Raw genomic sequence first — 20,397 nt, forward strand, 5'->3', positions numbered from 1 at the left:
CATGGACCATGAGGAACGCACAATCTTCCGGATTGAACTGTTCATCGCCGCCATCGGCATTGCCGTGCTGGCATGGGCATTCTTCGGCGAAGTGCCTGAGGCGGATCCTTTTGCGCCGGTAGCGGAAAGGGCGGAATGATGGCGCTGATCATTGATTCATTTGCAGGCGGAGGCGGTGCTTCAACCGGTATCGAGATGGCACTCGGCCGCTCGCCGGACATCGCCATCAATCATTCCGCCGATGCACTTGCCATGCATGCGGTGAACCACCCGGCGACAATGCACCTCGATTCAAACATCTGGGATGTGTCGCCCCGCGAAGTGACCGGAGGCCGCCCGGTTGGGTTGTTCTGGGCATCGCCTGACTGCAAGCACTTTTCCAAGGCCAAGGGCGGCAAGCCCATGGATCGCAACATTCGCGATCTCGCATGGGTGGTGGTGCGCTGGGCCGAGGAGGTGAGACCTGATGTCATCATCCTCGAAAATGTCGAGGAGTTCGTCACCTGGGGGCCGCTGGGCAACGACGGCAAGCCGATCATTGAACTGCGTGGGCAAACATTCGAGGACTGGACGCGGCGGCTGAAGAAGGCTGGCTACAAGGTGCAATGGCGAGAATTGCGCGCCTGCGATTATGGTGCGCCGACAATCCGCAAACGGTTCTTCATGATCGCGCGGCGCGACGGGTTGCCGATTGTGTGGCCGAAACGTTCGCATGGCGACCCGAAGAAGCCGGACGATGCGAAGCACATTCGCGCTGGCAAACTGCTACCCTATCGCACCGCGGCGGAAATTATCGACTGGTCGCTTCCGTGCCCGTCAATCTTCGACACGTCCGAGGAAATCATGCGGCTCTACGGTCTTCGGGCTGTGCGCCCTCTGGCCGAAGCCACCATGCGCCGTATCGCGCGCGGCGTGGTGCGCTACGTGCTGGATGCGAAAAAGCCGTTTATCGTGAAATTCCAGTCGAACTCGACCGGGCATGGCATAGACCAGCCCTTGGCGACGGTGACTGCCAACAGTTACATCAAGCGCCCGGGTGGCTCGGCCCCGTTGGGCGTCGTGGTGCCGTCCTTCGTCGGCTGCGGTGGCAGGGCTGGGCAAAGCGCGCCGCGCGGTGGTGACGAGCCCACCGGCACGATGACGGCAAAGCCTGACGGCTGTGTGGTGGCGCCTGTCCTTGTTGAAACGGCTCATGGCGAAATCTCGCCAAAAGGTGTGAAACGCTGGGGCCCTGGCATCAGGCACGCCGACGAGCCTGTCGGAACCGGGACGATCAGCGGCAATCACGCGCTCGGTGCAGTCCATCTGTCGCGCTTCACACAACACGGGGTTGGCAGCGGGGCCGACGAGCCGGTCGATACGGTGATTGCTGGTGCGCCGAAATTCGGTGTCGTCGCGGCTTTCATGGCGCAGCACAACAATGACAGTCGACGCATTGGCGGCGTCAATCCCGGCCAGCCTGCCGACCGGCCTGTTGCCACGATCACCCAGGCCGGTGCGCAACAGGCAGTCGTTGCGGCGCATATGATGCGCCAGTTTGGAACCTCGGTCGGGCACCCACTCGACGAGCCGACACACACCGACACCGCCAAGGTGAACAAGTCAGCACTGATCGCGCCGTTTCTCGCGACCTATTACGGCAACGGGATCGGGCAGGAAGCCGATGGCCCGCTGCGCACCGACACGACGAAGGATCGCTTCGGGCTCGTTTCCGCTTGTCTGTCGGGCGACTTGGCCTCCGCGCCACCCGTGACCGTCGAGATCGACGGGCAGAGCTATGCCATCGCCGATATTGGAATGCGCATGCTGACCCCGCGCGAACGGTTCCGGGCGCAGGGCTTTCCCGAAAGCTACATCATCGACAGAAGGCCGGACGGCAGCCCGATCACGGCAACCGTGCAGGGTTCATGCTGTGGCAACAGTGTCTGTCCGCCTTTGGCCGAGGCACTTGTCGCTGCCAATTGCGGCCATCTGACTGCAGCGCGTGAGGCGGCGGAATGAGCGCGTTTCTTCTCGGTGCAGGCTTCCGCGCCGATATGGGTACCTGTATCCGCAAGCTAGTGCTCCTGAAGCTGATCGACGCCTGCGAGGATGACGGAAGCCGGATCTTCCCCGCCATCGCCACCGTGGCCAAGGCGGCGCAATGTTCCGACCGGCAGGTGCAACGCGAGCTCAAGGCATTCCTCTCCATCGGGCTGCTTTCGCTGGTGCGCGCCGGCGGGCAGGGCAGACGCTCGACCAATGAGTATGCGCTCGACCTCGACGTGCTCTCGGCCATCAGCAAGGCCGGTTGGGATGCCTATGCGGAGTCCAGTGAGCACAACAACACCGATGAATTTAAGGGTGACACCCAGTCACCCTTAAATGGCGACGCCAAGGGTGACAGAACAGGCCCAGATAGGGTGACACCGGAGACGGCTAAGGGTGACAATGGGAGTCCACCAACCCCTACAGACCCCTCCCTTGATCCCTCCATTGAGAGAGAGCGCGGGCGCGAGGGCCGGGAAGACACAAAACGGATCGATGCCGAGGGCTGGGCCTTGCTGAAGGACTGGCCGGGCTTTGCCGGCATGCCGAAAGAGCCGGCGCTGAAAATGTGGCACCACCTCTCGGTGCAGGACAGGGCGGACGCGGCACGCATGTTCCCGCACTGGCTGGCGTTGCTGAAAGCGCAAAGCAAGACGCACACGCCGGCACCCTCGACCTATTTTCGCCTGCGGCTGTGGGCTGAGGTGCCCGAGCCTGCCGAGGCTGCAGCACCAACTGTCGTGCTGGCGCCGCCCTTCGGGCCGATGTGGATGGCGGGGCGCATTGCCGGTCTGTTGGCAGGGCCGACAGTGCGGGCGCATCTGACATCGTTTGAGCGCTCGATGGTTGAGACGGGGCGGATGAGCGAGGCCGATCTGGCGCGCGAAAAGCAGGTCAAGAGCGGCTACCCCGCCATCAACGCGATGCACGAACGGGCTGCACACCGGCAGGGGACTACCGTGGCGGCAGCGCTGCAGCATCTGGCCGGGCTGATGGAGCCGGTGCCTGTCGGCTCGACGATCTTCGAGGACTGGCGCAGCGCGCATGAAGAGCAGGGCTGGCCGTGGCTGCCTGACCCCGGTGCCTTGCGGGTTGTGTACTTCCCGGCTGGCGGGCCAGTGAGCGGAATTGAGGCAGCGGTGCAGGCGCTAAACGAGGCAAAAGGCAATGATGGCGATGAACGTGAAGCGGCTGAATGATGGTGTCGAACGCGTCTGGCTGGACCGGGCGGGAGAGCCGATCAAGCTGGACCGTGCCTATGCGGCAAGCGCGAAGGCGGTGGCGGAACGGACGATGGAAGCCGGATTGCTGGACGCTGCGACGAAAGACATAGAAGGCGCGCGCCGCTGGTTTGCCCTGCGGGTCGGGGCACGCGGCGAGATAGCGATTCGTGATGGGCTGGTGGATGCGCGTGTCGATGCGGTGGTGCCGGTGAAGGAAGTTTCTGTGTCCAGGCGAACCAGCGCACGCAAGGTTGTCCACAAGCCAGTGTTGTCGGGGCTGGTGTTCGTCAATCTGGTGCCGAGCATCCGCGCCTTTGCCGGACTGCTACGCGTGCGCGATGTCTATGCCCTGATCGGCGGGGGCGACCAGCCGCACCCGATCGGGGACCGGGAAATGAATGGTTTCATGGACTTGGCACAGGCTGGCGCCTTCGATGAACGCAACACGCCAACGGGGCTGAAGGTCGGATCGCAGGTGCAGATCAATGTCGGGGCCTATGCCGAGTTCAAAGGAGTGATCGAAGGATATGCCAAGGGCAGGGCAGCGCGCGTGCGGACATGGCTTTTCGGAAGGGAGTTCACCGTCGACGTGAAGCTTGCGCATCTGGAAGAATCGGATTAGCGAATCTAACCCATAGGATGACTGGGGACCGTGAAGCGAAAGCTTCCGAACAGAGTAGCCATCGCAACGTGCGACAGAGCTCCTCCCGGCCCTGGCCTGATGCAAGCCGAGCGGCTTGCGACTCAGGCCCAGTGCGCAAGCTATGTCTGGAAATCACTGATGGGTTTGGACCGGGATCGCTCCCGTCACCATGATACGGGCGGCCCGTGGCGCGCATGGTACAAGACAGCGCGTTGGCAGAAGCTTCGGTGGCGCGTGCTGGTGCGCGATCTGTTCACGTGCCAGATGACAGGTTGCGGTCGCATTGAGCACGACTCGTCGCAGCTGGTCGCCGATCACATCAAGGCGCATCGCGGCGACGTCGATCTCTTCTGGGATGAAACCAACCTCCAATGCCTGTGCAAGCGCTGCCATGACAAGGGCAAGCAACAGGCGGAACAGTCGACCCTTCAAACGCGTGGCGTCTGGTACTGAGCCTTCCACATGGATAGGGGGGCGGTCAAATGTTCACAACCCCTCCACCTCCCAGACCCGTGTCCCCCTCATTCAGGGATTTTTTTCATGGCCGATGTTGTTTTTGACCTCTTCGGCAATCCTTGGGTGGATGTTCCGACCCGCCGAGGCCGGCCACCGCATGAGGTGTCGCCCAAAACTCGTAGGCGGGTCAGTATGTTAGTCGCGCTCGGCTGGACAAACCCACGCATTTCAGGTGCGCTGTGCATCACTCTGCCGACGCTTCACAAGTATTATTTTTATGAACTCCGCCAGCGAGAAACTGCGCGCGATCAGCTGGAGGCCAGGCGCATCGAGATGGCTTGGGAAATGGCGGAGGCTGGCAACGTGGGTGCGCTGCGCGAATTCGGGCGTCTGCTCGACCGCAACGACCTGATGGAGATTGAGCGGACGATGGGGGCGAAGCCGGTCGAGGCGGACGGAACGCAAGCACGGGACCGTCTTGGCAAGAAAGCAGTCGATGCGCAGCGCGCAGTGGATGCCGATGCTGACCTGATGGCGGACCTTGAACGCGAAGCGGCTGCACAGAATGCAACTCACTGATCCACTGCCGCGGTTCGCGTGCCCAGATTGGTGGGCACGCATCCAGGCAGGGCAGATGCCGATGGCGGACGTTCCGCTCAATGCCGCGCGTGCTGCGAAGGCATTGGCATTCTTCAACCGTCTGCGGCTTCCTGATGTGCCTGGCACGCCGACGATGGCAGAGGCATGCGGCGACTGGTTTCGCGAAATTCTTTGCGCATTCCTCGCCAGCGAGGATCCTGACACGAAGCAGCGACTTGTTGTGGAACTGCTTTGCATGGTTCCAAAGAAGAACTCTAAGACCACCTACGTCGCTGGTCTCGGCCTTACCGCTCTGTACATGGAGGAAGCTCCGAACGGTCAGATGCTGATCGTGGCGCCAAGCCAGAACATTTCGGAACGGTGCTTCGACCAGGCGCAGGGCATGATCCGCCTCGACGAGCGTCTCAAGGCGATCTTCAACATTCAGGATCATCTCAAGTGTATTACGCGGCGCAAGACGGGCACGAAGCTCGACGTGAAGAGCTTCGACACGACGATTGTCACCGGCGAAATCCCCATCCTGACCATTATCGACGAGGTGCATGAGCTGGGGAAGAAATCCAAAGCCGCAGCCGTAATGCAGCAGATCCGGGGCGGCGGCATTACCATGCAAGGTGGCCAGTTGCTGATGATCACGACGCAGTCGGATGAACAGCCGGCTGGGATCTGGAGAACGGAACTGCAAAAGGCTCGTGCCATTCGAGATGGCAAGGCCGGAGCGAACCCAATCCTGCTGCCGGTTCTATACGAGTTTCCACCGGAGCTGCAGCGCGATCAGAGCTATTGGCGCGATCAGAACCACTGGGAGCTTCTGCTTCCAAACATCAACCGTTCAATCGATCCGCAGCGTCTCGTGGCGGACTATGAGAACAATGGCATGGTCAACGCCGAAGCCGAGCAGATATGGGCAAGCCAGCATCTCAACATTGAGATCGGCGTCGGCCTGGCAGGCGACGGCTGGCGCGGCGCTGAATATTGGAACGATTGCGCCGACAAAACGCTGACGCTGGAATCCCTGATCGAGCGTTCGGAGGTCGCTGTGGTGGGCGCCGATGGCGGCGGCATGGACGATCTTTTTGGCGTCTGTGTCATAGGACGCGAGAAGGTGACGCGTCATTGGCTCATTTGGTGCCACGCTTTTGCGCATCCCAAAGTCCTGGACGTCCGGAAGGAAATCGCCCCGAGACTGCGAGACTTCGAGGCCGAAGGCTCATTGAGTTTTTGCAGCGCGACCGAATACGTTACGCGCATCGCTGCAATAGCTGCAAAGGTCCGTGAGGCCGGGCTAATGCCTGAAAAGAACGGGGTCGGATTCGACCCCAATAACATCGCGACATTCGTCGACGCGCTCGCATTACAAAAGATTTCCGACTTGATGCTTCACCGCCTGCGCCAGGGGCCGGCCCTGTCGCCGGCGCTGTGGGGTCTGGAACACAAACTCAGCGACCGCACGGCAAGCCATGACGGATCCTCAATGATGTCGTGGTCGGTCGGCAACGTCAAAATTGAGGTCAAGGGCAACGGCAATATGGCCACCAAACAAGCAGCAGGCCGGACCAAGATCGACCCGGTCATTGCGATGCTTTGCGCCGCAATTTTGATGAGTTGGAACCCGGAAGCCGTGAGGGCCACTGACATGAGCGATGTTATCTCCAACGCGGTCTTCGTCTGATGGGCCTCTGGAACCGCATATTTGGCCGAAAACTGACCGCGCGTGACAGCGATCTCTATGAATATTTCGACGGTGGCGACACATGGTCAGGAGAAACCGTCTCGACACATGGCGCGCTTAACCTGTCGGCATTCTGGGCCTGCACACGCGTGACGGCACAGACAATCGCCAGCCTGTCGCTGGAGGTTATGGAGCGTCGGGCTGATGGCGCTCGTGTCCGTGTGGCAGACCACCCGTTGCAGGAGCTTCTCGATGAGGCTCCGAACGCGGATCAGACATCTATCGAGTTTTGGGAAGGTCGCGTTCTAGGTCTCTGCACCTCTGGCAATGGTTTCGCAGAGAAGGTGTTTCAGGGCGACCGACTGATTGCACTCAATCCGATGCCGTTTGACACGAGTGTCGAGCGGCTCAAATCCGGCGACCTGCGATACAGTTTCAATGATCGCGGCAAGACCATTGTGCTGCCGGAAAAGAAGGTCTTTCACCTCAAGGCGTTTGGCGACGGTGATGTCGGTATGTCACCGGTCTCCTATGCGCGGCAGACAATCGGGACTTCGATAGCGTCGGAACGCGCAGCCGGACAGATGTTCGGCAAAGGAATGCGGGCGAAGGGATTCTTCACATTCCCGAACCAGTTGTCGCAGGAACAACGCGAACAGGCGAAGAAGAACTTTGCAGATAGGTACTCCGGCCCTAACGCACCTGGGGTGGGCATTCTGGAAGCCGGGGTCGATTTCAAGGCTGTGAATATCACGCCGCGCGATGCCGAGCTGATTATGAATCGCCGTTTCAACGTAGAGGAAATCTGCCGTTGGCTTGGCGTTCCACCGATCATAATCGGGCATGCCGGCGAAGGCCAGACGATGTGGGGAACCGGCGTCTCTGCGATCATGCAGAGCTGGCTCAATCTTGGCCTCCGCTCGCAACTGAAGCGCATCGAAAAGGCCATAGCCAAACGGATCATGACGCCGGAAGAGCGCCGACGGTTCAAGGTCCGCTTTAACTATGAAGACCTGCTGCGCGGTGACAGCCAGGCGCGCGCTGCATTCTACACCGCGCTTCTTCAGGCTGGCGTCATGACGATCAACGAGGTCCGCAGGCTCGAAGGTCTGCCGCGTGTCGTCGGCGGCGATGAGAACCGCACCCAAATGCAGAACGTCCCGATTGCTGACGCTGGAAAGGAGACAGGCCAATGAGCCTTCGCAAATTGCCGGAGCTTCGGTGCCCGGATGGCCTGACCGGCTCCATCCACCTCACGGAAAAAGCCGCGCGAATGTATCGACCCGTCGAGGCAGCGGCTTCGGATGGGTCTGATGTCATCACCATTCTTGACGTGATCGGCTACGATTGGTGGACCGGAGAAGGAGTAACGGCCAAACGGGTTTCTGCAGCCCTTCGTCAGATTGGCGACAAGCCCGTTACCGTCCAGATTAATTCTCCTGGCGGCGACTTTTTCGAAGGCGTCACGATCTTCAACATGCTCCGCGCGCATCCCTCCAGGGTGACGGTGCAAATCCTTGGCATAGCTGCCTCGGCGGCATCTGTCATTGCTATGGCAGCAGACGAAATCCAGATAGCAAAACTCGGCTTCATGATGATCCACAACACACAGTGGGTGGCAGCCGGTGACCGGCACGTCATGAACGAAACCGGTGAGATCATGGCTGTTTTCGATCAGGCTGCCGCTGAAATGTATGCTGAGCGCACCGGAAACAAGGTCGATGAGATCAAAGAAATGCTCGACGCTGAAACTTGGCTTGCCGGCCAAGGCGCGGTCGACAAAGGATTCGCTGACACCACTGCTGATTTCGATGTCGAGCCAGCCGAGGTCAGCAATTCCACCTCCGCACTGTACCGACTGGAAGCCGCGCTGGCCTCCGGCAAGCCTGTGCCGCGCTCTGAGCGCCGCAAGCTTATGAAAGAGATTGTCGAGGGCATGCCGAGCGCTGCCTTCGATCCCGCCAAGCCGGGCGCTGGCGAAGCCGCTGTCGACGACAGCACATCCCTGACCCTTGCTCTAGCGCGACTGAAGCTCGCGCGGGCTTAATAAGGAACCATCCACATGTCAAAGACCACACAGGAGCTCCTGACGGAGGTCTCCAACGAACTCGTGCGCGTGAGCGACGAGTTTTCCCGCAAAGCCGAAGCCGCGATGGCCGAGGTCAAGAACTATGGCAAGCTTTCGGAAGACACCAAGGGCGTGGTCGATGAGCTAGCCACGACCCAGACCGCGCTGACCGGCGCTGTCGATGACCTCAAGGCTCGCCTTGGTGAAGTCGAACAGAAAGGCGCTCGCCGCAGCGGCGATGCGTCCGAGCGTCCCAAGTCATTCGGCCAACAGGTGATTGAGGGGGGAGCTCTAAAGGGCGTCACTTCGAGCATTGGACGCGGAAAGAGCATCAGCGTTCCCGTGACGAACGTCACTACATCGCCTGACATCGCCGAGGGCGTCGTGGAGCCGCAGCGGTTGCCCGGCATCGACGTGATGCCGAAGCAGCGGCTGTTCATCCGCGACCTGATCGCACCTGGGCGTACTACGTCGCCGGCCATCTTCTGGGTGCAGCAAACCGGCTTTACCAACGCCGCCGCAATCATTGCGACAGAAGGCACCGCAAAGCCGTATTCCGACATCGAGTTCGCCACCAAGATCACGCCGGTCGCAACGATCGCGCACATGTTCAAGGCGTCGAAACAGATCCTTGATGACTTCACGCAGTTGCAGTCCATGATTGACGCCGAAATGCGTTATGGCCTGAAGTTCGTAGAAGAGCAGCAGATTCTGTTCGGCTCTGGTCTTGGCGGCAATCTCGAAGGCATCGTCCCGCAGGCGGAGGCATTCGCGCCTGCGTTCGCTGTGGAGAACCAGACGCCGATTGACGATCTGCGTCTTGCAATGTTGCAGGCGCAGCTCGCGCGCCTGCCGGCCGATGGCTTTGTCCTGCACTTCATCGATTGGGCGAAGATCGAACTGACCAAGGACACCCTTGGCCGATATATCATCGGCAACCCGCTTAGCCTGGCCGGCCCGACACTTTGGGGCCTGCCTGTCGTCGCGACGGAAGCTCCGGAGTTTGAGGGCGAATTCCTGACGGGTGCTTTCCGAATCGCCGCTCAAATCTTCGACCGTGAAGATGCGAACGTCGTGGTTTCGACTGAAAACGTCGACGATTTTGAGAAAAACCTCATCTCGATCCGTTGCGAAGAACGCCTGGCACTTGCGGTCAAGCGTCCGGAAGCCTTCGTCACTGGCCCGTTTACGGTGCCAGCGCCGTAACATTTCGGCTCATCAAGGGGGGCGTGTTCTGCTCGCCCTCTCTATGAACCGAAGGAGCATCACCATGAAACTCACAGCATTGAAAACCTTTCGACACGGGGCCAACGTTTACCGGCGCGGCGCGTCTGTCACGATGTCCGACGCTCAGGCGAAGGGATTTATCGGCCGGAAGCTCGTTGCCGAGACCAAGCTCGAGGCCAAGACCGGACCTAAACCGCGCGCTAAAAAATCGGATGACGCAGAGCAGAGCGCAGACTGATGCACCGCCCCGTCCTTGTCACCGCGCCAGCGTCAATGCCTGTCACACTGGACGAGGCCAAAGCGCAGTTACGCGTCGATTCTGCGGATGACAGCACGCTGATCGAAGGCATGATCCAAGCTGCTACCGATCATCTGGACGGCTGGACGGGAATCCTCGGTCGTTGCCTGGTGGAGCAGACATGGAAACAGGACTTCGATGGGTTCTCCTCCTGCCTGCCACTGCCGCTTGGCCCGGTTATGTCTGTCACTAGTGTCGAGTACACCGATACCAACGGCGCTCCAGCCACGGTTGATCCGGGAGCATATTCGGTCAAGACCGATGCTGGCGGACAGTCCCGGATTGAGTTCAAAGGCGTGTCTGTGTCCGGCCCAGTCTCAGTCACCTACATCGCCGGCTATGAATCCGTACCACCTGCTCTCAAAACCGCGATCCTCCTGCTGGTGGGACACTGGTACGCCCACCGCGAGGCCGTGACGGGCGATAGCGCGATTGTTCTTCCGATGGCTGTGGATGCGCTGATTGCGCCTTTTCGAAGGGTTGGGGTCTGATGCCCGGTGCTGGGAAACTTGACCGCCGCATAACAATCGAGCGGTTCACCTCGATCAAAGACGAATACAATGAAGATGTCGAAACATGGGCCGCTCTCACCACTGTTTGGGCGCAGCGCAAAGACGTTTCGGATGGCGAGAATTTTGCTGCCGGCCAAGTCGGGTCCATTCTCCGCAGCAGGTTTGTGATCCGGTCCAGCTTGTTGGCAAAGACCATCACGCCAGTGGATCGCCTGAATTACGACGGCGCGATCTGGAATATCCAGGGCGTTAAAGAGACGGCCGAGGGTCGCAACCAGTTTATCGAGATTACGGCGGTTCGCGATGCGGACATCTAAAACCGTAAAAATCGAGGGCCTGCGCGATTTGGACGAGGCGCTTGGAAAACTGACGAAAGCGACAGCAAAAGGTGTTCTCAATCGAACGTTGAAAAAAGCTGCCACACCAATCCGAGACAGCGCGCAATCGCACGCACCGTCCCAAACCGGCGAACTTAAGCGGCGTATCGTCATGAGTGCAAAGAAGCCAAAAGGTCACGATGCTGGCAACAATGTATTTGCGGAAGCGATGCGGAGCGGGGCAACGCGAGCAGAAGCCGGCCAAGCCTTACGTGGCGCCAGAAAGGCGAACCCGAATGATTTCGCCGAGATATTTGTTGGACCGCTCCAATCTCGCAACAAGCAGGCGGCAATCAAAACGATCGTGCAGGAATTCGGGTCAGAAAACCAACCGGGGCATCCCTACATGCGTCCGGCATGGGACGGCAACAAAGACAAGGCGCTCAGCATCATCGTGAACGAACTTGGCGGCGAGATCATGAAAGCCGCGCAGCGTTTGGCCAAACGAGCCGCAAAAGGCAAATAGCATGGAAATTCTGCTGACCACCCTGCTTGCGCCGGTCGCAGGCGGCAACCGCTATTGGGTTCGCGCACCGCAGGGGCAGAAGCCGCCCTATGTCATCATGCAGCGGATCACCGGTATTCGCGATTACCATCTCCAAGGCGCGTCGGGACTGGTCGAAAGCCGGGTGCAGATCGACTGCTACGACAAGGCCTATTCAAGCGTGGCCTCAATGGCCCGCAGCGTCGTCTCGATCCTGTCCGGGCACCGCGCCGGCATCATCCAAGGCATTTTCATCGACAGCGAGCGTGATCTTCCGGCAGCGGACGCCGGCGACGTGACCAGCCTTTTCCGCAAGTCAATCGACATCATCATTCAACACAAGGAAGCATAATCATGGCCGACACAGCCGCAAGGATTGGTTACGGGACGGTTCTCGAAATCGCACTCGCAACCGCGCCGACAGCCTTCACTTTCATTCGAGAAACTTTCAGCGCCACACCTCCGTCTGATACGGACGATCAGGTCGATGCCACGCATTTCCAGAGCCCGAACCGCTACCGGGAATTTATTCCCGGCTTGACCGATGCGGGCGAGGCATCATTTGAAATGAACTATGTGCCGGGCTCGGCAACGGATCGCTTCCTGAACTCAATCAAGGGCAAGCGCATCGTCTGTCGTCTCACGTTCCCAAATGGCGTCCAGATCATCTTCTCGGCCTCGCGCGGATCTTACGAAAAAGACGTGCCAATCGATGACAAGATGACCGCAACCTTGACGCTGAAAGTGTCGGGCGAACCTGTAATTACGGAAATTGCGGCGCCTATCAATCTGTTGGTCCCGTCGATCTCTGGAACTCCAAAGGTCGGCCTGCCGCTTACTGTAGACGGCGGCGCATGGGCTGGGGCGATGGAACTGACCTATCAGTGGAAAGTAGCGGCAGCTGTCGTAGCGGGCGCTACAGGGTCATCCTACGTTCCTGTCGTTGGCGATGCGACCAAGACTGTCACCGTGGCAGTGACAGGCACGAATGACGGCTTCACCACTGTCGTTACGTCTGCCGCAACCTCGGCGGTGGCCGCATAATGGCAAACCGCGAACGGGGCGAAATCGGCTTCAAGTCCGGCGGCAAAGACTGGACCCTGAAACTCGGCGTCAATGCCATGTGCGAAATCGAAACGGAGGTGGACAAGTCCATCTCCGAAATCGGCGTGCTGCTTGGCGACCCGAAAACCGCGACCATGAAGCTTGTTCGCGCGGTCATGTGGGGCGGGCTGCAAGAGCATCACGATGGCGTGACGATTACAGAGGTTGGCGGCATCATTGACGATATCGGCATGTTGGCAGCCGGCAAGTTGATTGGTGACGCATTCATGGCTGCTTCACCTGACGCGAAGGGCGGTGAACCCCGCCCCAAGAAGGCGGCGACCGAATAGACTGGTCGTCGCTGGTAAGATCCTGGGTTGAAGCTGGTCAGCCATATGAACTCTTTTGGCGTCTGACCCTGAGGGAAATCGACAACATTTTGTCCGGAGTGGCTTCGAGGTTCAGCCGAGAACACAACGAGCGCGCATGGATGGCTTGGCATATCGCATATCTTTCCGCCTATGCGCCCGAGAAGCCGAAGAATTTTACCAAGCTCAAGAACCTGCTCCAAAGCGACAAATCCGCGAAAATCGCAAAGCCCGACTGGCAGCGCGACTTTGCATCGTTTTCCGCTTGGGCTGGATCATTCAAAGGTAAGTGACAATGGCTGGTAATGCAGTAATCGGCGCGCTTCGCGTCAATCTGGGGATCGACACGGCGCAGTTTTCGCAAGGGCTTGGCACGGCTCAATCGAGCCTCGCCAAGTTCGGCAAAACTGTCGCTCTGGCGGCTGCCGCTGCGGGTGCTGCGATTGCAGGCGCGCTGGCGGTTGGCGTCAAAAGCGCGTTGAACTCCGCAGACGAGATGTCGAAGATGGCGGCGAAGATCGGTATTCCAATCGAGGAATTATCGAAGCTGAAATATGTTGCCGATCTATCGGGAGTATCGCTTCAAGGGTTACAAACCAGCGTCGGCAAACTGTCGAAAAATATGGCGGATGCCGCCGATGGCACTGGCGAAGGCAAGAAGGCATTTGATCGCCTTGGAATTTCAGTTGTTGGCGCCGACGGCAAGCTGAAATCTTCCAGCCAGGTCATGGCGGAAATCAGCGACAAGTTTGCGTCTATGCCGAACGGGGCACAGAAAACCGCGCTGGCGATGAAATTGATGGGCCGTGCCGGCGCGGACATGATACCGCTTTTGAATGGCGGATCTGCTGCGCTAAACGGCATGTTGCTTGAGGCGAAGGCCTTGGGGCTTGAAGTCAGCCAGAAAACCGCGACCGCAGCTGAACAGTTCAACGACAACCTGTCGCGAATGGGATACGCGGTGACCGGGTTGACATTAGGCCTGACAGCGGCGCTTGCACCAGCTCTGGCGGTGATCTCCGATGCGATGGTGGTTTTTGTCCAGTGGATCTTGTCGGCGGTTGATTATCTGCCTGTTTTTGCTGAGTACCTTGCTGTTGCGGGCGGCGCGCTGGCGGTAATGTTTTCACCAATGATCCTTGCTGCGGTTCTCAATCTTGCCGTTGCGATCAAGGTCAATCTCGTGGGCGCCTTCGTGGCTTTGAAAGCCGCAATCCTCGCAAACCCTCTGACTGCAATCGCGGTTGCAATAGCTGCGGTGATCGTCGCGGTTTACCATTTCCGCGATGCGATCAAACAGGCAATCGGGGTTGACGTCGTCGCCATTGTGAAGGGAGTCGGAAACGTCATCGTCGGCACCTTTGTCGGCGCCTTCAAGGCTATCAAATCCACATGGAGTACTCTGCCCGCAGCGTTGGGAGATCTCGGCTACAAAGGCGCGAACAAATTTATAGACGCCATGAACTGGATGGTCGGGGAGGTCGTCGCGATCTTCAACGGCCTTATTGCGAAGATCAATGGAGGGCTGCGCAGCGCGGTCTCGGCGCTTGGTGGCGATGTTGCAAATGCAGTCCAGCTAGGCGACCTCGGAAGCCCGCAAAGCTATAAAAGCGCGGGGATCAAAAACCCTTACGCAGGTGTCGCTAACGACGTAGGCAGCAAAGTTAAGTCTGCTTTCAACGACGCCTATGCGAACGATTATATAGGCGGGATCGCTAAATCCTTTTCCGGGCTCAACACGGGCCTAACTACGACCTCGGATCTACTTGATGACATTGGCGGCGGTGGGGCGTCCAAGGCCGGGAAAGCGATGAAGGATGCCGCGTTATCGGCAACCGATCCTTGGAAGGGGCTCCGTAAGTCTGTCGATTCCGCAAGCGAAGGGTTTAGCTTAGTCAAGGACGCCGCTAGCGGTTTCTTCTCGGATTTCATGAGCAACATCAAGTCGGGGCTCGGTGGATGGGCGTCCTTCGGTGAGGCTGCTCTGGGTGTTCTAAGCCGGATCGGTGAGAAGCTCACAGAGCTTGGAACCGACAGCTTGATCAACGGATTGTTTTCGGGATTCACCGGCAGCGGTGGTGGCGGTGGATTGCTCAAAAGCCTGTTCGGTGGGCTGGTTGGCTTTGCCAGCGGCGGAACAATCTTGCCTGGTGGAACAGGCGGTATTGACAGCCAGCTTGTCGCATTCCGCAAATCGCCCAACGAACAGGTCGATATCACCAAGCCAGGCCAACGAAGCGGGGGGAAAGCTTCGCCAACTGCGGTGAACATCAATGTTCGCGTATCAGGTGCCAACGGCAATTCGGAAATTCGCCAAATGGTTTCTGCGGGTGTCCGTGAGGGCATTGACCAGTTCAGCCGCCAAGAGCTTCCCGTTCGTGTCAATCAGATCAGTGAAGATCCAAGGGCGGTTGGCTGATGGCTATTGCATATCCGGGGGGCCAACAAACCCCATCTCTTGAAGTGCCTGCTGCAAATGCAATTCGATGGACGCAACTCTCTGATCCGATTTGGTCGGAAGAGGTAGGGAAAACGCTATTTGGAAGTCACCCTTCCCAAATATCATACCCACTGAGTGTCTGCCATTTTCATGCTTATGAGTGGAAAATGCAACTCGATCTACGCGCAGCGTGCTGAGCTTTGATTTGTCTTTGTAATCCTTCTCGAAAAGGACTGCAGCGACCCAAGCAATAAACTCGCCTGGCGACGGTACTTGGATTTCCACTTTCGATGGATTCCCTTCAGTGTCCTCGCCTGACACTGTGAGCATCTTAGTTTCTGGGTCGTAATCGCCTTCCATCGGCATTTTGATTTTCATTATCCCCTCCCTAATGAAGCAGCACCCAATCAAGGAAATGTTCCCATGTCGAGTCAGCATCACTTGGCGATAACGTGGGCCGCAGAGAATATCGGGTAACCAATAATGGCAATCACATATCCGCGCGCGCTCAACTCATTTGCCGATACACTTAAAATTGCATCGGTCACATGGAAGCTCCAGGAGCAGCAAGAAATTTCCATGCTGGGCTCTGGCGAGATTATTGCCGGTGACATGGGGCCGTCTCTCTGGACGGGTGAAGTGTCTCTCGTTCCAGCCGATCACGCAGATGCCCGCGCCGTTCAGGCGGATATCGAAACTCTTGAAGGCTCGATGCAGACATTCTTTCTGTACGATCCGCGCGCGATTTATCCGATTGATGACCCGACCGGCTCGAAGCTGGGAGCGGCAAATCCCGTGATTTCCTCGATCAACCCGAACAACAAGGCGCTGATCGTAAGTGGGCTGCCTGCACTCTATAATCTCTCCAAAGGCGACATGCTGTCGTTCAACTACGGTACAAGCCCGGTTCGCCGTGCGCTGCATCGGATTGTCGAAACCGTCACGGCAAGCGGTGCCGGCGTTTCGCCCTCATTCGAGGTTCGCCCGCACATTCGACCAGGCGCTACAGCCGGGATCGCGGTTTCGCTCATCAAGCCAGCGGCAAAGGTCCGATTGTTTCCGGGCTCATTCGAGGAAGGACAGGGTGCGCCCGTAATCACGAGCGGCATGTCGTTCCGAGTCATCCAGACGCTGGGGTAAGTCATGGTAAAATACGCGGACGCCTCAACATCTGCCGAGATGCAGGCAAGGGCGGGTCTCATCTATCGTGATCTGATCTGGATCACTGCCAAAAACCGGACTACCGGCGCGCCTCAATCCATAGGGCTGTGGACTGGCGACGACACCAGCGACATCAATGTGATCTCAGGCGCCACCGGCGCTCCCGCAACACGCACTTATTACGGCGCGGCGGGGAACATGAAAATCCCGTCAATCCCGCTGGTAACGGACCTCTCTGTTCGAACAATATCTGTGATCTTCGGGCAATTGCATCCGTCCATTGTGCTTGCGGTTCGCGGCTATGACGTTCGCAATGCTCCGGTCGAAATCCACCGGATTTACCTCAACCGCGACACGCGCAACCCGATTGCGCCGGCACTGTCACGCTTCCTCGGCTTTGTGAACAGCGCACCGATTGAGACGCCGAAAGCAGGCGAGACGGGGAGCATTACCTTGAACCTCGTTTCCCACACTCGTTCGCTCACGAAAAAAGGAACCGCCAAGAAATCCGACGAAAGCCAGCGGCTGCGCAGTGGAGATCGGTTCTACAAATACACTGACGTTGCCGGGCAATGGGAAATCTCTTGGGGTGAAAACAAGGGGCCGATCGGATGAGGTATTCGTTTTGGCGGTCCGCTCTCGCTGATTACGTCGATGACGTGAAGGCGCAACCGTTCGCGTGGGGCACATTCGATTGTGCCTTGTTCGCTGCAGGGGCGGTCAACGTGATGACCGGCGCGGATATTGGGGCGGATCATCGCGGGAAGTACAAGACGCTCGCTGGTGGCCTCAAGAGGCTGAAAGCGGCGGGCTTTGCCAACCATGCGGATTATGCCGCCTCGCTGTTTGAAGAAATTCACCCATCCCATGCGCAGGTTGGCGACATCGCGGCCATCAAAGCCACGGACGCCGGCTTGTATGCGCTTGGTGTGGTTCAGGGTCCGCGCATTCTTTTCGTGCGGCAGGAGGGCGGGCTTGGGTCCGTCGATCTCTTGACGGCAGAACGCGCCTTTAAGGTCTAGCCATGATTTCACGCATCCTGCTTGCCGCCTGGTTCATCCTGGCGGGGCTTTCGCACGCCCATGCAGCGCCGGTGTTCGGCCTCGTCGGCATGCTTGCGTCCACCGCCATCGGCAAGCTCGTCATTGGTGTCGCGCTTCAATACGGCGCTTCGCTGCTCCAGAAGATGCGCAACAAGGGCAAGGAGCAGGTTCCGGGCATCAAGACCACGATTGAGATCGGGGGTATCTCTCCGCAATCATTCATCGTCGGAACCTTTGCGACTGCGGGCCACCTCCCTTATGCAAATAGCTGGGGCACGGTAAACAAGACTCCGAACGCGGGCCTGTGTCAGGTCATCAGCCTTTCCGACCTGCCTGTAACCAGCATTTCCAATGATGTCTGGATGAACGGCGCGAAACTCACGCGCAACCCAGCCTTGGGCGATCAGACGCTATCTCACTCCTGGTTCGGCACCGGCAGCTATCCGTTCCCGACATACACCAAGAACGGGTTCTACTTCCTATTCGCCAAATATTTTCCGCAGGGGTCGACCACCCCAGATGCGAAACTGTCTGAGAAGTTCGGCGCCGATCCAGTTCGCCCTTGGACAAACGACATGGTCGGGCGCGGTGTCGCCTACGTCATCCTGACATCGGAAGTCGAACGCGATCTGTTCAAAGACCGCCCGCAAGCTCTATGGATTGTCGAAGGGATAGCTCTCTACGATCCGCGCAAGGACAGTTCGGTCGGGGGCAGTGGAGCCCAGCGTTGGGGCAGCCCGGAAACATTCGCCTTTTCGGATAATCCGGCCGTCATCATCTACAATATTTTGCGCGGCATCTATTTCGGCGCGACCAAGGTTTACGGCGGGGATATCCCAGCCCTCCGGTTGCCTTTGTCATCGTGGTTTGCCGCCATGAACGAATGCGATGTGATCGTCGAGGGAGAGCGCCAGTTTCGGAGTGGCTATGAGATCAGAGTGGAGCAGGAGCCGCTTGAGGTTATCGAAGAACTTCTGAAAGCCTGCAATGCCCGCATGGCTGAGAATGGCGGTATCTATAAGATCCATGTCGGCGCGCCGGCACTGCCCGCATATTTCTTCACCGATGAAAACGTGGTGATTTCGGAGAGCCAGTCGTCAGACCCGTTCCCCGGTTTGGAAAACACGTTCAACGGCGTCTCTGCGTCCTACCCCGACCAAGATGCTGCATGGGCGATGAAAGACGCGCCGCTGCGCACAAATGCGCTCTATGTGGCGAGTGATGACGGCAGGGCAAATATTGCAAGTGTCCAGTTCAACGCCGTCCCGTACCCGCTCCAAGTCCAGCGGCTGCAAAAATCACTGCTTGAAGCCAACCGCCGCTTTGCACGGCAACGCATCACCCTTCCGCCTGAAGCATGGTTGCTCGAGCCGCTGGACACGGCTTCATGGTCGAGCACCCGCAATGGGTACAGCAGCAAGATTTTCGAGATCTCCGCAATGGATGATCTTGAGAACGTCAACCAGGCTGTGTCGCTCCTAGAAGTCGATCCGTCCGATTATTCATGGACGCCGGGAACCGACAAGCTTCCCTTCACGGTCGGTCCGATCTCTCCGATTACGCCCGCACCTCAGCCTATCATCGACTGGTATGCGGAGCCGGCGGTAGTCTATGACACGAACGGCAAAGCGCGCAGGCCCGCCATCAAGCTTTCGTGGGATGGTGTTCAGGCTGATCTACAAGGCGTGGAATACGAAATCCGTCTCGCCTCGACATCGGCGCATGTCTATCGAGGGCGAACCGACCAGCCGCAAACGGGTTCCTCGATAATTTCGCAAAGCCTTTTGCCGGCAGAAACCTATCAGGCGCGCGGGCGCTACATTCCGTTTACGAACCGTCAAACGCTCTGGTCGGGCTGGCTTACTGTCACGACGCCAGATCTCCGCTTTGGCCCCGAAGATATCTACCCGATCAGCGTCGAGCAGCTTGGTGACGACATCAAGAAGACAATCGCATGGATGGGCGACGGGACACGTCAGCTTATCCTCGATGCGCAGCGCAAGGCACTTCACAACGCCGATCAGGATTTTGCCAACTACCGCGACAAGTCACAGGTCCGACAAGAACTGACATCGACATTCGGAACAGCCAATGCTGAATGGACGCTGGACATCCTGCTCGCAACCGGACCGGACTCCGCTCTGGCACAGCGCGTGGAAACTTTGGGTGTTTCCGTCAATGGCGCCAGAGCACAATGGACGCTGGACATAGAAGTCGCAACTGGGCCGGGATCGGCCTTGGGGCAGCGGCTTGAAGTTCTGGAGGTCGCGGTACTCGATCCCACGACGGGGAACGTGGCGCTGGCCAATACCATCTCGCTACAGCAAGCACAGATCACCACCATAGACGGCTTGGTCACGGCAAATGCTAACGCCATTGTTCAGGCCAATACGAGCATTGGGGAAATTTCAGCTTCCGGCACGTTTCGAGTGCAAGCTTATGCGTCACCCGGCGCAGGCTGGTCGCGCGTCGGGCTGGAGGCGAGTGCGGGGGTCGGTGGCACCTTTACCACTGCTGCTGTGTTTCTTGACGCTAACACCAGCGGCTTGAGCCGCATGACGGTCGCTGCGTCGCAATTCATCATCGCAGATCCAAGTTCGCCAACCACTCTGCGCCAGCCGTTCGTGTTCACGGGTGGCGAAGCCTCTCTCAACGTCCTGAATGCCGGATTGATTAACGCCGGCGTGATCCAGGGTTTTAACGCCAAAATGAAGATGGACTGCAACGGCGGCTATCTGCTGTTTCAGGATTGA

The 20,397-nt window shown here is 58.6% G+C and carries 24 protein-coding genes; 23 read left to right on the forward strand and 1 reads right to left on the reverse strand.

From position 1 onward, the window contains the following. Position 1: 1 nt before the first annotated feature. The 19 genes from GA830_RS12095 to GA830_RS12185 all read left to right on the forward strand — a co-directional run bounded on the left by GA830_RS12095 (position 2) and on the right by GA830_RS12185 (position 15,419). The gene (locus tag GA830_RS12095) at positions 2-139 is read left to right on the forward strand and encodes a hypothetical protein (RefSeq protein ID WP_195162095.1); all 138 of its coding nucleotides are present in this window, start codon (positions 2-4) and stop codon (positions 137-139) included. Continuing rightward, positions 136-2,001: a DNA cytosine methyltransferase gene (locus GA830_RS12100; RefSeq protein ID WP_195162096.1), complete on the forward strand. Its 1,866-nt coding sequence runs from the start codon at positions 136-138 to the stop codon at positions 1,999-2,001. The genes GA830_RS12095 and GA830_RS12100 overlap by 4 nt, the downstream gene beginning before the upstream one ends. Beyond that, positions 1,998-3,227, forward strand: a complete 1,230-nt coding sequence (locus GA830_RS12105) for a hypothetical protein (RefSeq protein ID WP_195162097.1) — start codon at positions 1,998-2,000, stop codon at positions 3,225-3,227. The genes GA830_RS12100 and GA830_RS12105 overlap by 4 nt, the downstream gene beginning before the upstream one ends. Then, positions 3,196-3,873 (forward strand): transcription termination/antitermination protein NusG, encoded by a 678-nt coding sequence (gene nusG / locus GA830_RS12110; protein ID WP_195162098.1) that lies wholly within the window; start codon positions 3,196-3,198, stop codon positions 3,871-3,873. The genes GA830_RS12105 and nusG overlap by 32 nt, the downstream gene beginning before the upstream one ends. Before the next feature lie 159 nt (positions 3,874-4,032). Beyond that, positions 4,033-4,347, forward strand: a complete 315-nt coding sequence (locus tag GA830_RS12115) for an HNH endonuclease (protein ID WP_210330832.1) — start codon at positions 4,033-4,035, stop codon at positions 4,345-4,347. Positions 4,348-4,434: 87 nt separating this feature from the next. Next, entirely contained in the window at positions 4,435-4,929 is a 495-nt protein-coding gene (locus GA830_RS12120; RefSeq protein ID WP_195162100.1) for a hypothetical protein, read from the forward strand. A 61-nt stretch (positions 4,930-4,990) separates the two neighbouring features. Next, positions 4,991-6,622, forward strand: coding sequence for a terminase TerL endonuclease subunit (locus GA830_RS12125; protein WP_258045420.1), 1,632 nt, complete (start codon positions 4,991-4,993; stop codon positions 6,620-6,622). Beyond that, complete coding sequence (locus GA830_RS12130) at positions 6,622-7,818, forward strand: phage portal protein (protein ID WP_195162102.1); 1,197 nt, start codon at positions 6,622-6,624, stop codon at positions 7,816-7,818. The genes GA830_RS12125 and GA830_RS12130 overlap by 1 nt, the downstream gene beginning before the upstream one ends. Beyond that, positions 7,815-8,669, forward strand: a complete 855-nt coding sequence (locus tag GA830_RS12135; protein ID WP_195162103.1) for a head maturation protease, ClpP-related — start codon at positions 7,815-7,817, stop codon at positions 8,667-8,669. Before GA830_RS12130 ends, GA830_RS12135 begins: the two co-directional genes overlap by 4 nt. 15 nt (positions 8,670-8,684) lie before the next feature. After that, positions 8,685-9,896: a phage major capsid protein gene (locus GA830_RS12140; RefSeq protein WP_195162104.1), complete on the forward strand. Its 1,212-nt coding sequence runs from the start codon at positions 8,685-8,687 to the stop codon at positions 9,894-9,896. Between the two features lie 64 nt (positions 9,897-9,960). Then, complete coding sequence (locus GA830_RS12145; protein WP_195162105.1) at positions 9,961-10,155, forward strand: hypothetical protein; 195 nt, start codon at positions 9,961-9,963, stop codon at positions 10,153-10,155. After that, on the forward strand, positions 10,155-10,706 hold the full coding sequence (locus tag GA830_RS12150) for a head-tail connector protein (protein WP_195162106.1): 552 nt from the start codon (positions 10,155-10,157) through the stop codon (positions 10,704-10,706). Before GA830_RS12145 ends, GA830_RS12150 begins: the two co-directional genes overlap by 1 nt. Then, a complete protein-coding gene (locus GA830_RS12155; RefSeq protein WP_195162107.1) occupies positions 10,706-11,044 on the forward strand; it encodes a phage head closure protein in 339 nt (112 codons plus the stop codon). Before GA830_RS12150 ends, GA830_RS12155 begins: the two co-directional genes overlap by 1 nt. Next, a complete protein-coding gene (locus GA830_RS12160) occupies positions 11,031-11,570 on the forward strand; it encodes an HK97-gp10 family putative phage morphogenesis protein (RefSeq protein ID WP_258045421.1) in 540 nt (179 codons plus the stop codon). The genes GA830_RS12155 and GA830_RS12160 overlap by 14 nt, the downstream gene beginning before the upstream one ends. Before the next feature lies 1 nt (position 11,571). Beyond that, positions 11,572-11,940 carry a tail completion protein gp17 gene (gene gp17, locus GA830_RS12165; protein ID WP_195162109.1) on the forward strand — a complete coding sequence of 123 codons (369 nt, stop codon included), beginning with the start codon at positions 11,572-11,574 and terminating at the stop codon, positions 11,938-11,940. A gap of 2 nt (positions 11,941-11,942) precedes the next feature. Beyond that, positions 11,943-12,632: a phage tail tube protein gene (locus GA830_RS12170; protein ID WP_195162110.1), complete on the forward strand. Its 690-nt coding sequence runs from the start codon at positions 11,943-11,945 to the stop codon at positions 12,630-12,632. After that, positions 12,632-12,982 (forward strand): hypothetical protein, encoded by a 351-nt coding sequence (locus tag GA830_RS12175; protein WP_195162111.1) that lies wholly within the window; start codon positions 12,632-12,634, stop codon positions 12,980-12,982. The genes GA830_RS12170 and GA830_RS12175 overlap by 1 nt, the downstream gene beginning before the upstream one ends. A 140-nt stretch (positions 12,983-13,122) precedes the next feature. Then, positions 13,123-13,293: a hypothetical protein gene (locus GA830_RS12180; protein ID WP_195162112.1), complete on the forward strand. Its 171-nt coding sequence runs from the start codon at positions 13,123-13,125 to the stop codon at positions 13,291-13,293. Between the two features lie 2 nt (positions 13,294-13,295). Continuing rightward, positions 13,296-15,419: a hypothetical protein gene (locus GA830_RS12185; RefSeq protein ID WP_195162113.1), complete on the forward strand. Its 2,124-nt coding sequence runs from the start codon at positions 13,296-13,298 to the stop codon at positions 15,417-15,419. A 3-nt stretch (positions 15,420-15,422) separates the two neighbouring features. On the opposite strand, the gene GA830_RS12190 is transcribed toward GA830_RS12185, so the two are convergent. Beyond that, a complete protein-coding gene (locus GA830_RS12190) occupies positions 15,423-15,818 on the reverse strand; it encodes a hypothetical protein (protein WP_195162114.1) in 396 nt (131 codons plus the stop codon). A gap of 105 nt (positions 15,819-15,923) precedes the next feature. On the opposite strand from GA830_RS12190, the gene GA830_RS12195 reads away from it, so the two are divergent. The 4 genes from GA830_RS12195 to GA830_RS12210 are packed head-to-tail and all read left to right on the forward strand — an operon-like array spanning position 15,924 to position 20,397. Then, a complete protein-coding gene (locus GA830_RS12195; RefSeq protein WP_195162115.1) occupies positions 15,924-16,580 on the forward strand; it encodes a hypothetical protein in 657 nt (218 codons plus the stop codon). A 3-nt stretch (positions 16,581-16,583) separates the two neighbouring features. Next, positions 16,584-17,216, forward strand: coding sequence for a hypothetical protein (locus GA830_RS12200; RefSeq protein WP_195162116.1), 633 nt, complete (start codon positions 16,584-16,586; stop codon positions 17,214-17,216). After that, entirely contained in the window at positions 17,213-17,623 is a 411-nt protein-coding gene (locus GA830_RS12205; RefSeq protein ID WP_195162117.1) for a DUF6950 family protein, read from the forward strand. Before GA830_RS12200 ends, GA830_RS12205 begins: the two co-directional genes overlap by 4 nt. A 2-nt stretch (positions 17,624-17,625) precedes the next feature. Next, positions 17,626-20,397 carry a phage tail protein gene (locus GA830_RS12210; RefSeq protein ID WP_195162118.1) on the forward strand — a complete coding sequence of 924 codons (2,772 nt, stop codon included), beginning with the start codon at positions 17,626-17,628 and terminating at the stop codon, positions 20,395-20,397.

Origin of the sequence: Mesorhizobium sp. NBSH29 (genome assembly GCF_015500055.1) — a bacterium.
Lineage (GTDB): Bacteria > Pseudomonadota > Alphaproteobacteria > Rhizobiales > Rhizobiaceae > Neomesorhizobium.

Excerpts from the sequence above, each read along its gene's own strand:
- GA830_RS12095 (WP_195162095.1), top strand. The coding sequence starts at position 2 with ATGGACCATGAGGAACGCACAATCTTCCGGATTGAACTGTTCATCGCC.
- GA830_RS12100 (WP_195162096.1), top strand. The coding sequence starts at position 136 with ATGATGGCGCTGATCATTGATTCATTTGCAGGCGGAGGCGGTGCTTCA.
- GA830_RS12105 (WP_195162097.1), top strand. The coding sequence starts at position 1,998 with ATGAGCGCGTTTCTTCTCGGTGCAGGCTTCCGCGCCGATATGGGTACC.
- nusG (WP_195162098.1), top strand. The coding sequence starts at position 3,196 with ATGATGGCGATGAACGTGAAGCGGCTGAATGATGGTGTCGAACGCGTC.
- GA830_RS12115 (WP_210330832.1), top strand. The coding sequence starts at position 4,033 with ATGGGTTTGGACCGGGATCGCTCCCGTCACCATGATACGGGCGGCCCG.
- GA830_RS12120 (WP_195162100.1), top strand. The coding sequence starts at position 4,435 with ATGGCCGATGTTGTTTTTGACCTCTTCGGCAATCCTTGGGTGGATGTT.
- GA830_RS12125 (WP_258045420.1), top strand. The coding sequence starts at position 4,991 with ATGGCGGACGTTCCGCTCAATGCCGCGCGTGCTGCGAAGGCATTGGCA.
- GA830_RS12130 (WP_195162102.1), top strand. The coding sequence starts at position 6,622 with ATGGGCCTCTGGAACCGCATATTTGGCCGAAAACTGACCGCGCGTGAC.
- GA830_RS12135 (WP_195162103.1), top strand. The coding sequence starts at position 7,815 with ATGAGCCTTCGCAAATTGCCGGAGCTTCGGTGCCCGGATGGCCTGACC.
- GA830_RS12140 (WP_195162104.1), top strand. The coding sequence starts at position 8,685 with ATGTCAAAGACCACACAGGAGCTCCTGACGGAGGTCTCCAACGAACTC.
- GA830_RS12145 (WP_195162105.1), top strand. The coding sequence starts at position 9,961 with ATGAAACTCACAGCATTGAAAACCTTTCGACACGGGGCCAACGTTTAC.
- GA830_RS12150 (WP_195162106.1), top strand. The coding sequence starts at position 10,155 with ATGCACCGCCCCGTCCTTGTCACCGCGCCAGCGTCAATGCCTGTCACA.
- GA830_RS12155 (WP_195162107.1), top strand. The coding sequence starts at position 10,706 with ATGCCCGGTGCTGGGAAACTTGACCGCCGCATAACAATCGAGCGGTTC.
- GA830_RS12160 (WP_258045421.1), top strand. The coding sequence starts at position 11,031 with ATGCGGACATCTAAAACCGTAAAAATCGAGGGCCTGCGCGATTTGGAC.
- gp17 (WP_195162109.1), top strand. The coding sequence starts at position 11,572 with ATGGAAATTCTGCTGACCACCCTGCTTGCGCCGGTCGCAGGCGGCAAC.
- GA830_RS12170 (WP_195162110.1), top strand. The coding sequence starts at position 11,943 with ATGGCCGACACAGCCGCAAGGATTGGTTACGGGACGGTTCTCGAAATC.
- GA830_RS12175 (WP_195162111.1), top strand. The coding sequence starts at position 12,632 with ATGGCAAACCGCGAACGGGGCGAAATCGGCTTCAAGTCCGGCGGCAAA.
- GA830_RS12180 (WP_195162112.1), top strand. The coding sequence starts at position 13,123 with ATGGCTTGGCATATCGCATATCTTTCCGCCTATGCGCCCGAGAAGCCG.
- GA830_RS12185 (WP_195162113.1), top strand. The coding sequence starts at position 13,296 with ATGGCTGGTAATGCAGTAATCGGCGCGCTTCGCGTCAATCTGGGGATC.
- GA830_RS12190 (WP_195162114.1), bottom strand. The coding sequence starts at position 15,818 with ATGAAAATCAAAATGCCGATGGAAGGCGATTACGACCCAGAAACTAAG.
- GA830_RS12195 (WP_195162115.1), top strand. The coding sequence starts at position 15,924 with ATGGCAATCACATATCCGCGCGCGCTCAACTCATTTGCCGATACACTT.
- GA830_RS12200 (WP_195162116.1), top strand. The coding sequence starts at position 16,584 with ATGGTAAAATACGCGGACGCCTCAACATCTGCCGAGATGCAGGCAAGG.
- GA830_RS12205 (WP_195162117.1), top strand. The coding sequence starts at position 17,213 with ATGAGGTATTCGTTTTGGCGGTCCGCTCTCGCTGATTACGTCGATGAC.
- GA830_RS12210 (WP_195162118.1), top strand. The coding sequence starts at position 17,626 with ATGATTTCACGCATCCTGCTTGCCGCCTGGTTCATCCTGGCGGGGCTT.